8 protein-coding genes and 3 pseudogenes are annotated in these 10,331 nt (G+C 41.1%); 5 read left to right on the top strand and 6 right to left on the bottom strand.

Annotated features, from left to right (window positions below; translation table 11 throughout):
- Positions 1 to 136 precede the first annotated feature (136 nt).
- Positions 137 to 1,120 carry a Rieske 2Fe-2S domain-containing protein gene (locus tag DP117_RS32050; RefSeq protein WP_211176470.1) on the bottom strand — a complete coding sequence of 328 codons (984 nt, stop codon included), beginning with the start codon at positions 1,118 to 1,120 and terminating at the stop codon, positions 137 to 139.
- Between the two features lie 291 nt (positions 1,121 to 1,411).
- On the opposite strand from DP117_RS32050, the pseudogene DP117_RS36720 reads away from it, so the two are divergent.
- Positions 1,412 to 1,981: pseudogene (locus tag DP117_RS36720) on the top strand (TetR/AcrR family transcriptional regulator); the annotation flags it as partial.
- A 66-nt stretch (positions 1,982 to 2,047) separates the two neighbouring features.
- Positions 2,048 to 2,143 (top strand): annotated as a pseudogene (locus tag DP117_RS36725) (IS1 family transposase); the annotation flags it as partial.
- A gap of 166 nt (positions 2,144 to 2,309) precedes the next feature.
- On the opposite strand, the gene modB reads toward DP117_RS36725, so the two are convergent.
- Positions 2,310 to 4,154: a molybdate ABC transporter permease subunit gene (gene modB / locus DP117_RS32060; RefSeq protein ID WP_169222215.1), complete on the bottom strand. Its 1,845-nt coding sequence runs from the start codon at positions 4,152 to 4,154 to the stop codon at positions 2,310 to 2,312.
- 27 nt (positions 4,155 to 4,181) lie between these two features.
- Complete coding sequence (gene modA / locus DP117_RS32065) at positions 4,182 to 5,003, bottom strand: molybdate ABC transporter substrate-binding protein (protein WP_169222216.1); 822 nt, start codon at positions 5,001 to 5,003, stop codon at positions 4,182 to 4,184.
- Between the two features lie 359 nt (positions 5,004 to 5,362).
- On the opposite strand from modA, the gene DP117_RS32070 reads away from it, so the two are divergent.
- From DP117_RS32070 to DP117_RS32075, 3 genes and pseudogenes are all read left to right on the top strand, one after another.
- The gene (locus DP117_RS32070) at positions 5,363 to 7,993 is read left to right on the top strand and encodes a DNA polymerase III subunit alpha (protein WP_169222217.1); all 2,631 of its coding nucleotides are present in this window, start codon (positions 5,363 to 5,365) and stop codon (positions 7,991 to 7,993) included.
- Positions 7,994 to 8,237: 244 nt separating this feature from the next.
- A pseudogene (locus DP117_RS36730) lies at positions 8,238 to 8,366 on the top strand (flagellar assembly protein H); the annotation flags it as partial.
- A gap of 343 nt (positions 8,367 to 8,709) precedes the next feature.
- Positions 8,710 to 9,105, top strand: coding sequence for a DUF4351 domain-containing protein (locus DP117_RS32075; RefSeq protein ID WP_248277930.1), 396 nt, complete (start codon positions 8,710 to 8,712; stop codon positions 9,103 to 9,105).
- Between the two features lie 223 nt (positions 9,106 to 9,328).
- Here the strand turns inward: DP117_RS32075 and DP117_RS32080 are convergent, their stop codons facing one another.
- From DP117_RS32080 to DP117_RS32090, 3 genes are all read right to left on the bottom strand, one after another.
- Positions 9,329 to 9,496, bottom strand: a complete 168-nt coding sequence (locus DP117_RS32080; protein WP_169222218.1) for a hypothetical protein — start codon at positions 9,494 to 9,496, stop codon at positions 9,329 to 9,331.
- An 11-nt stretch (positions 9,497 to 9,507) separates the two neighbouring features.
- The gene (locus tag DP117_RS32085; RefSeq protein ID WP_169222219.1) at positions 9,508 to 9,897 is read right to left on the bottom strand and encodes a hypothetical protein; all 390 of its coding nucleotides are present in this window, start codon (positions 9,895 to 9,897) and stop codon (positions 9,508 to 9,510) included.
- 4 nt (positions 9,898 to 9,901) lie between these two features.
- On the bottom strand, positions 9,902 to 10,331 hold a 430-nt coding region (locus DP117_RS32090; protein ID WP_169222220.1), incomplete at its 5' end, for a HEAT repeat domain-containing protein.

The following is a 10,331-nucleotide window of genomic DNA, read 5'->3' on the forward strand; positions in this document are numbered from 1 at the left end:
GCGCTATCGGGGGGTTCCCCCCGTTGTAGCACCTGCCGTGCCAAGAACGCCAAGAAAGAAAGAAAGAAGAAGTCAAGAAAATTTGGCGCAGCCTCACAAAGAAATGGTATGAGTCACCATTAATATAAATTGAGCACTATTTAGAAAGGTTTGGTGCTACAATTTCTGGCCAACTCTCAAAATTGCGCCTCACCCAATCCATACCTATTTCATTGTTTAGCTTAATTTTTTGGGGCGTATTCGGGTAAATTTTCCCCAAAATATCTGTATCTTGTTCAACTACGACTTTGGCAAAGTTGAGAAACGTCTGCCCAAAAACCTTAATTGCAATATTGTTTGCTAATCCGTACATTAATATGTAAGTTCGTGTCCGAGTTTTGGACTCTGGGACAAACAAATGGATTTGAGCAATTTTACCCAGTCCAGTTTTTCCATGAAATATGACTAACGATGGAAAGTGATTTTCTAAATGAGCCTTAATAACTTTTGATATCAACAACACACTTGGATTTTTCAGTTTTTCACCCAAGCTAGTTGCTGCTGTTGGCATATCATAAAATGCATGGGAGTGATGCCCATTATCAATAAATGACTCAAAATGCACTTCTTCAATTTTAAATAAAGGTCGATGAGTTCCATTTTGGTGATTGTAGTCGTGCATATTTAGCAGCATACTGAGCAAATCAGTCTCCACACTCGTATCAGCGGTATGACCGATAAACTTATATTTAGAAGCAATTTCATTCAGGATATTAGGAATCGGTATTTTGGGTTCAAAACCACCGTATGACCAGATAAAATCTTCTTGAATAATCAGTTCTAGCGGTTTGAGTTGTGGTAAAGTTTTCTTGTTGGAACCGGGCAAAACAGTGCAGCCTTCACCATCAAACTCAAGTGCATGAAAAGGACAAACAACTGCACTCGTTTTATCTTCACGTTCTTGACACCACCCTTCAGATAACATAGCACCCATGTGCGGACAAGCGTTAGGTAAAGCATTCACTTTGCCCGTTCTATCTTGCCAAAGGACATAATCAGTACCGTAAAGAGATACTTTTTTTGGCTTGTTGACTTCCAACATGGATTTGTGTGCTAATAGCCAGGGCGCACCAGCAAGCATAGACATGATGTTAAACTCTCCTTATTTAACCAAGTTCACGAATTGGCAATCAAAATCTGACGCAAGCAGATTTGACTTGCGGTAGATCTACAACGTATATCTGACCTATGTTGAAATGCCTCATAATCAGGCAACTCAACTAGGCTCAGGTAGAATGATAAAAATGTGACGTTTTATTCGCTTTTCTTTTAATTTATGAGTAAAAGTTCATATTTGTCAAGAGGAATGCTTGAACAGGTGTAAGGTATAAAGAAGATAACTATGAATTCGCCAACAAAGAAAAATGCATCTATGCGCCGTCAACCTAAGCAAAAGCGCAGTCAGGAACGTGTTGAGCGCATTTTAGATGCTGCAGCAGAGGTTTTTGATCAAGTGGGTTTTGAAGCGGCGACAACTCATGCGATCGCCCAGAGTGCTGACACAGCCATCGGTTCGCTTTATCAGTTTTTTCCAGACAAATTGGCGATTTTCCATGCTTTGGAATTGCGTCATGTGGAACGAGTACACGCTGTATGGGCAAAGCTGAATCAGCCAGAAATCATTCAGCTTCCGTTTGAGACATTTATCCGCACTTTGGGAACAACATTCCAGCAACTTTTTGAACAGCCCACTTGTCGGATTGTCTTTGTGCAATACTTCACTTCCCGAACAATGTTTCAAAACATTGATGATAGCTTTACTGAGGAAGCTATAGACTTTATGGCAAAACTACTGCAAGCGCGTAATTCTGCTTTGAGTTTTGAACAGTGTCATTTACTGGCCCAAGTTTGCACCCATGCTTATAATACTTTACTACTCCATGCACTACGCAGCAATGAAACTCACCGCCAGCAGATTTTTGAGCAAATGGAAGCGTTACTGATAGCATACTTACGCCCTCACGTGGGGGATGAAGTTTTGCACAAAAAAGTAATGAATGTCATGAAATGTCCTCACTGTGATTCTCAGAGTATCTCTAAAAATGGGCATCGTCATGGCAAGCAACGTTACATCTGCAAAGACTGCGGGAAGCAATTCCCCGAAGCTTATTCATTGCAAGGATATGGAGATGAAGTCAAACAGCAATGTTTGGAACTGTATTCCAATGGTATTGGTTTTCGGGAAATTGAAAGAAGAACCGGAGTCTCTCATAATACGGTGATTCATTGGGTGAAGCAGACTGGCAGAACTTCTGGTAAGTTATGAGTATTCATTTCATCAAAATTAGCCGCAAGGGATCTAAACGAACATACCAAGGCATCGGTTTGTCTTTCAGAGTTGCCCATTTCTCCTTGAATACCTCCGCTTGCAAGTGGTAATCATTGTTGTTGGTAGATGGTTGATGAAGCTTGAGAAACAGCGTCATTCGGTGTGGCGTTTCACTTGTTCTGACTAGCCAGCAAGGAAAGGTATTTTCCTGATTCGGTTCGTCTGTAATAATGACTTGATGAGCACGAATTCCTACATGAGACAAAGCATCTGGGATAGGTTCAATGACACTTAGGGTACAATCCCAATCAACTGCTTGAACTTGCCCTGATGTCGTAGCAACAGCACTTGAGAAGTTTTTACATCCTGTTAATTGGGCAACACCAACAGTAGCAGGGTGTTCAAAAATATCGTATTTGGTACCGTACTGAACTGCTTTTCCTTTTTCGAGAGCGAGCAAATGAGGACAAATTCGATATGCTTCCTCCAAATTGTGGCTAACAAACACAGTCGCACCAGAGTAAGATGATAATGTTCCTACCATTTGCTGTTCCAGTTGGCTGCGCAGGTGAGTATCCAATGCAGAAAATGGCTCATCTAACAGCAGTGCTTCTGGTTGACTTGCTAAAGCTCTTGCTAATGCGACTCTTTGCTGTTGTCCACCAGAAAGTTGATGCGGGTAACGCTGGGAATATCCTTCCAACTGTACTGCAATGAGTCGAGTTTCAACAAGTTGTCGAATAGCTGTGGCAGAAAGTCCCTTAGGTAAACCAAAGGCAATGTTCTGCGCTACAGTCATGTGTGGGAAGAGAGCGTAATTTTGTACTAAAAAACCAATGTGGCGATCGCGTGGTGGCAAATTAATTCCCTGTTGCGAGTCAAACAACACCCGCCCATTGAGTACAATACGACCAGAACTTGGAGTTTCTATCCCAGCAATGCAGCGCAAAATCATGCTCTTACCAGCCCCCGAACCTCCCAACAATCCCAAAGATTCTTCCAGAACACTGAAAGAAACTTTCAAACTGAATCCAGAAAGCTGTTTTTCAATGTCAACAAACAATCCTGAAGAAGACGTGGATGAGAAAGATGTAGCGGATGAAGAAGAAACCTCTAATTTTGAATTAGATCCTTCGCTTCGCTCAGGACGCTCCGCGATTTTGAATTTTGAATTGTCTTCTCCCCTCTTCCCTTGCTTTTCTTGCCAATAGTTAACAGCTATAATTCCAGATAGAGAAATACCCATGATAGCTACAACCCAAAACCAAGCTTCCTCAATTGCTCCACCTTCCACAGCGAAATAAATTGCCATTGGAATCGTCTGAGTTTGTCCTGGAATATTCCCTGCTAACATTAAGGTTGCACCGAATTCACCCAAAGCACGAGCAAAAGCCAAAGTTGTTGCTGCTAAAATTCCTGGTATTGCTAGAGGTAAACTAATTCGCCAAAATATTGTTGATTCATTTGCGCCGAGGGTTCTTGCGACTCGCAGAAGATTGCTGTCGATTTGTTCAAAAGCCCCCAAAGCAGTTTTGTACATTAATGGGAAGGCTACAACAGTGGCGGCGATCGCCGCACCATACCAAGTAAAAACAATACTAAACCCTAAAGGCTCCATGAGTTTCCCCACAGGACCATTTTTACCAAACAGCAGTAACAACAAAAAACCGACGACTGTAGGAGGTAAAATCAGAGGAGCGACGAAAATTCCCTCAATCAAAGACTTACCTTTCCCTCGATACCCCAGCATCCAATAAGCAGCAGCAATGCCAAGGAAAAAAGTAATAAACGTTGCAAGTAAGGAGGTTTTGAGGGATATCCACAACGGGGAAAGGTCAAAAAGCATAACAAATTTAGAGCTTAACTTTAAAGCTTAACGGCTTGTTGCTGGGACTTTAGATGCTTGCACGATAAATCCGTATTTCTTCAAGACAGCTTGAGCTGAATCGCCAGATAAAAACTTAACAAACTCCTTAGCAGCATCAACATTTTTACTACTTTTGAGCACTGCCATCGGATAAACAATAGGAGCATGAGACTTGTCATCAGCAACAACTGCGACTTTTACCTTATCAGAGATTTTGGCATCAGTCGCATAAACTAAACCAGCATCAGCGTTACCACTCTCCACAGAAGCCAGCACTTGACGCACATTATTAGCGTAAACAACTTTAGGCTTGACTTGCTGCCAAAGGTTCAATTTCTGGAGAACTTCCTCACCATATTGACCTGCAGGAACGCTTCTTGGTTCACCGATAGCAATTTTCTTTACCTTAGCGTCTGTCAGGTTATTGAAGTTGCTCACAGCTGTAGAATTACTAGGCACAACTAAGACCAAACTATTGTTTGCCAAGTTAGCACGACTCCCAGGAACTAACAGTCCCTTTTGTTCCAAAGCATCAATTTGCTTTTTCCCAGCAGAGATAAACACATCTGCTGGCGCACCTTGTTCTATCTGTTGCTGCAAAGCACCAGAAGCACCAAAATTGTAAGTCAGATTGACATTTGGTTTACTTTGTTGGTAAACAGTCTTTATTTCCTCCATTGCATCTTTGAGGCTAGCAGCAGCAGATATGAGTAAATTGGCTTTTGACTGTGCTATGACTGGAGATGGGTCAAACAATCGCAAGCCTACTGACAAGAGCAAGCTAGCAACTGCTATGCTGACAAAAGCAATAAGTTGTCTTCTTTTCATAACAGAGTTGGACTCACAAAGAGCCAGTTTCAACGAATTTATGGTTGGTAAAATCATACCAAGGCGACCTGATTTTACCAAGTAAATTGGTAAACTTATTTTAATCAAAGATTCCAGATAAGATGACCACGCTCAGGTACAAACTGCGTTACCCTGGAAGACGCTTGGTGTTTTTAACAAAAGAACTCAGGTGTCAGTCGCCAGAATATGCCTGCGGCACGCGCAAGGGACAGAATGAAATTTGTAGCTCGTGAGCGGATGAGTAGAAGGGTTTAAATCCCCAACGAAAGTGATTCTGACTTCTGACTTCTGACTTCTGACTTCTGACTTCTGTTTTTAACTGCTGGCTGGAAACGCATATGTCCTTTGTACCTCTGCACATTCATAGTGATTATAGTCTCCTTGATGGAGCAAGTCAGCTACCAGATTTAGCGGATCGCGCCATCGAACTGGGAATCAAAGCCATAGCCCTCACAGATCATGGTGTGATGTATGGTGCGATCGAACTGATTAAAATCTGCCGCAATAAAAATATCAAGCCAATCATTGGTAACGAAATGTATATCATCAACGGCGATATCACAAAACAAGAACGCCGTCCCCGCTATCATCAAATTGTTTTAGCGAAAAATACAAAAGGGTACAAAAATTTAGTTAAACTCACAACAGTTTCTCATCTCAAAGGTGTGCAAGGTAAAGGAATTTTTTCCCGTCCTTGTGTCAACAAAGAATTATTAAAAGAGTATCATGAAGGTTTAATTGTCACGAGTGCTTGTTTAGGTGGGGAAGTTCCTCAAGCAATTCTTAGTGGTAAATTAGAAGCTGCACGTAAAGTTGCCCGGTGGTACAAAGAAGTTTTTGGTGAAGATTATTATTTAGAAATTCAAGACCACGGTTCTCAAGAGGACCGGATTGTCAATGTAGAAATTGTAAAAATTGCGCGGGAGCTAGATATTAAAATAGTAGCTACCAACGATTCACATTTTATTTCTTGTTACGACGTTGAAGCACATGACGCTTTGTTGTGCATTCAAACAGGTCAATTAATTTCTGAAGATAAACGAATGCGTTATAGCGGTACAGAGTACCTGAAATCTGCAGAGGAAATGAAGCTGCTATTTCGCGACCATTTGCCAGATGATGTTATTGAAGAAGCTGTGACAACCACAGTTGAAGTTGCGGATAAAGTCGAACCTTACCAAATTCTGGATACGCCTCGGCTTCCCAATTATCCAATTCCATCAGGTCACACTGCTGACACATATGTTGAAGAAGTCGCTTGGGAAGGACTCTTAAAAAAACTAAATAGAAAATCTAGAAGTGAAATTGACCAAACCTATAAAGATAGGCTGGAATATGAACTAAAAATGATTCAGAAGATGGGTTTCTCCACCTACTTTTTGGTTGTGTGGGACTACATCAAATTCGCAAGAGATAATAATATTCCTGTTGGTCCTGGGCGCGGTTCTGCAGCAGGGTCATTAGTAGCTTATACTATGGGAATTACCAACATTGACCCTGTACATCATGGACTTTTATTTGAAAGATTTCTCAACCCAGATCGGAAATCTATGCCTGATATTGATACAGATTTCTGTATCGAACAACGGGATAAAGTCATTGATTATGTCACAGAGAAATACGGTAAAGAAAAAGTTGCCCAAATCATTACCTTTAACCGCTTGACTTCCAAAGCAGTTTTGAAAGATGTTGCTAGAGTGTTAAATATTCCCTATGGAGAATCAGACAAAATGGCAAAGCTGATTCCTGTTTCACGAGGGAAACCCACCAAACTCAAGGTGATGATTTCCGAAGCAACACCAGAACCACAATTTAAAGAAAAATATGATAGTGACCCAAGGGTACAGCATTGGATTGATATGGCAATCCGTATTGAAGGAACAAACAAAACATTTGGTGTGCATGCAGCCGGTGTGGTGATTTCTTCTGAACCATTAGATGAAATTGTACCACTCCAAAAAAATAATGACGGTTCTGTAATTACCCAGTACTTCATGGAAGACTTGGAATCACTGGGCTTGCTGAAAATGGATTTTCTGGGTTTAAAAAACTTGACGATGATTCAGAGAACCATCGATTTGATTGAGCGGAATCGTGGATTTAAAGTAGATCCATACAACATCACGACTCTAGAAAGAAAAGCTCAGAAAATATTAGCAAAAGGCGAGCATAAAACCTTGCCAAACGACATTAAGAAAACTTACGACCTTTTAGAAGCAGGTGAATTGGAAGGTATCTTTCAATTAGAATCTTCTGGAATGCGGCAAATAGTACGCGATTTGAAGCCTTCTAATATAGAAGATATTTCTTCAATTTTAGCACTTTATCGACCAGGACCATTAGATGCGGGACTGATTCCCAAGTTTATTAACCGTAAGCATGGTCGAGAAAAGATTGAATATGAAACACTAATTCTAGAACCCATATTAGATGAAACTTATGGAATTATGGTCTATCAAGAGCAAATCATGAAAATTGCTCAAGATATGGCTGGATATTCTTTAGGACAGGCGGACTTACTGCGCCGCGCAATGGGTAAAAAGAAAGTTGACGAGATGATGAAGCAGCGAGAAAAGTTTGTGGATGGCGCTGCAAAGAATGGAGTGAAACAACAAATTGCTGAAGCATTATTCGAGCAAATGTTGAAGTTTGCTGAATATTGCTTGAGCTATGACACGCAAGTGTTAACAGTGGAATATGGCTTTTTACCGATTGGGGAAATTGTAGAGAAGAGAATTGAATGTAGAGTGTATAGTGTAGATAATAACGGTAATATTTACACACAATCTATTGCTCAGTGGCATAATCGAGGTGAGCAAGAAGTTTTTGAATATTGTCTAGAAGATGGTTCGATTATTCGGGCAACAAAAGACCATAAATTTATGACGACTGATGGGCAAATGTTGCCGATTGATGAGATATTTGAGCGGGGATTGGATTTGATGCAGGTTGAGGGTTTACCGGAATAATCTCGCGAATACTTAGTGTAAGCTGAATCGATGGGGTGGAGATGACTCTACCTCAGTTTGCGTCTGATTTGGAGAGGTAAATTTTATTTATTATTTTGGTTACTCCTGTTCCGCCCGAAGATTACCTATTAAATAACCGCCAAGACGCCAAGAACGCCAAGAAAAAGAAAGAACAAGATAGGTAATCTTACACCGGGAAGGGAGTAGTCTATGTTTGGTTGTGAAAATTCGGTAAGATGCTGAAATGATAGACCACGATCGCCTGTTTAAAGAACTCCTATCTAACTTTTTTCCGGAGTTTATTGAGCTATTTTTTCCAGATATTAGCGCCGAGTGGGAACGTGATTCGGTACAGTTTTTACCATTGGAAGTAATTAGACCTCTTGCAAAAGTCCAAAAGTTGGGGATGTCATTCTGTTAGCGCAGCGTGCCCGGAGGGCATACGAAACGTAGTGCAGTGAAGAATCTCGCGAGATGTTTCGCTCCGCTCAACATGACATTTTAAGTATTTATGCAAGAGGTCTATTACCGATGTTACTGAGGGAGAAAAGAAAATCCTCGATATTGTTGTGCAAGCGTCACTCGCTTCGCTCAAATTCAAAATTCGCTCATTCAAAATTCAAAATTAAAACCCCACGGACGCCAGGTGCTACAAGTCGGGGAACCCGCCCAACGCACTGGCTCATGAATCCGAGGGGTTGGATAACGAGCGAATTTTGAATTCAAAAAGAGTTAAACTAACATCATTACAATTGTTAACAAGTCTTCGACTTAATCCCGCACAAGTTCAGTTAATTTCCGGCTTTATTGATACATATTTGGAATTGAATTCCCAAGAAGAAGTCGTGTTTCAAGAGCAACTTGCTACCATTGAACCAAAAGAGCAGGAAAAAGTTATGCAGATAGTTACCAGTTGGATGCGAAAAGGGGAAAAGCAAGGAGAATTAAAATTGCTGATGCGTCAACTTAACCGTCGCTTGGGAGAAATTAGTCCACAGCTAATCAAAAGAATTGAAAACTTATCAACCCCTGAATTAGAGAATCTGGGTGAAGCACTGCTTGATTTTTCTTCTGTTGCAGATTTGGAAGCTTGGTTTGAGAATCTCAACTAGTTTTTATAAGTAGGAGGAGCAGGAGGAACTATAGCAGTTCTCGTTTGCATGAAGTACATTTTTCAACCTCACCCCCAACCCCTCTCCTTACTAAGGAGAGGGGAGCGTTTGCGATACTCAAATGCGGGGTGAGGTGACGACTGTATTGCACCGAAGTGAGAACCGCTATATTTTTCTTAGCTGTCAATCCACCATCCGCATTTAAATTTGCCGCAGGCTTTTACTACTTGCGAATATCAAACACTCGTTCATGAGGTTCTAATACTCGTCGGAGAGTGTTTACAACTCGTCCGCGAGTCTTTAACACTCGTCCGCGAGTCTTTAACACTCGTCCGCGAGTCTCAAACACTCGTCCGCGAGTCTTTAACACTCGTCCGCGAGTCTTTAACACTCAATCAAATCTTACTCAGCATTTCTATAACCTTCAACAGCAGCAACCGTGACATTAACAAACGGGTTATCAAGCACTTCCTTCAACGCCTCAATTAATGCAGCCTCAGTAGCACTACGTAAACGTCGCCAAGTGGTTGGGTTGTTGTGCTTGATATGGGTTATTGCTTGATTGGCGATCGCCTGCTTTTGAGATTCAGTGGTGGTTGGATAACTCACAGACAGGTGATTTAGCAATTCCTGAATTTCTTTCGCTGCTTCTACCAGATTTTGTTTTTGTTCTGGCGCGTAATTGTGTTGAATGCCAACTTGATCTCGTTGGATGGTAACATCTCCTGTGTTGACGTTGCCAGGGGCTTGATTGAAATGAAAACTATTTTGGTATTTAGAAGTTTCTGACATAGTTTTAATCCTTATTTTTTAGTTGATTATGCTCAATTCCAACTTGATTGCCGTGGATATTGACATCTCCTGTGTTTACGTTGCCTACAGATTGATGAAAGATGTAAGTTGACGATTTAGAAGTTTGTGATTCAGTTTTAGTTTCCTCTTCAACTGGGAGAGAATGAAAAATTTCATGATTATAAAATTTATAACGCTCTTGAATCTTTGAAATAACATTCTCTGCATAGTCTACCCCAGTTAATCGCAACTCCCATAGACGAGAAAGTATTTCAGAATCCCCGATTTCTCCTAATGCATCTGCGGCTCTCCTACGCACATGAGAATCTTGATGATTCAAAGCTTGAATCAAAGCTTGTACTACCTGGGTATCTTTGATTCCTAATGCATCTGCGGCTCTCCTACGCACATGAGAATCTTGATGATTCAAAGCT

Source organism: Brasilonema sp. UFV-L1, assembly GCF_012912105.1.
Classification (GTDB): domain Bacteria; phylum Cyanobacteriota; class Cyanobacteriia; order Cyanobacteriales; family Nostocaceae; genus Brasilonema.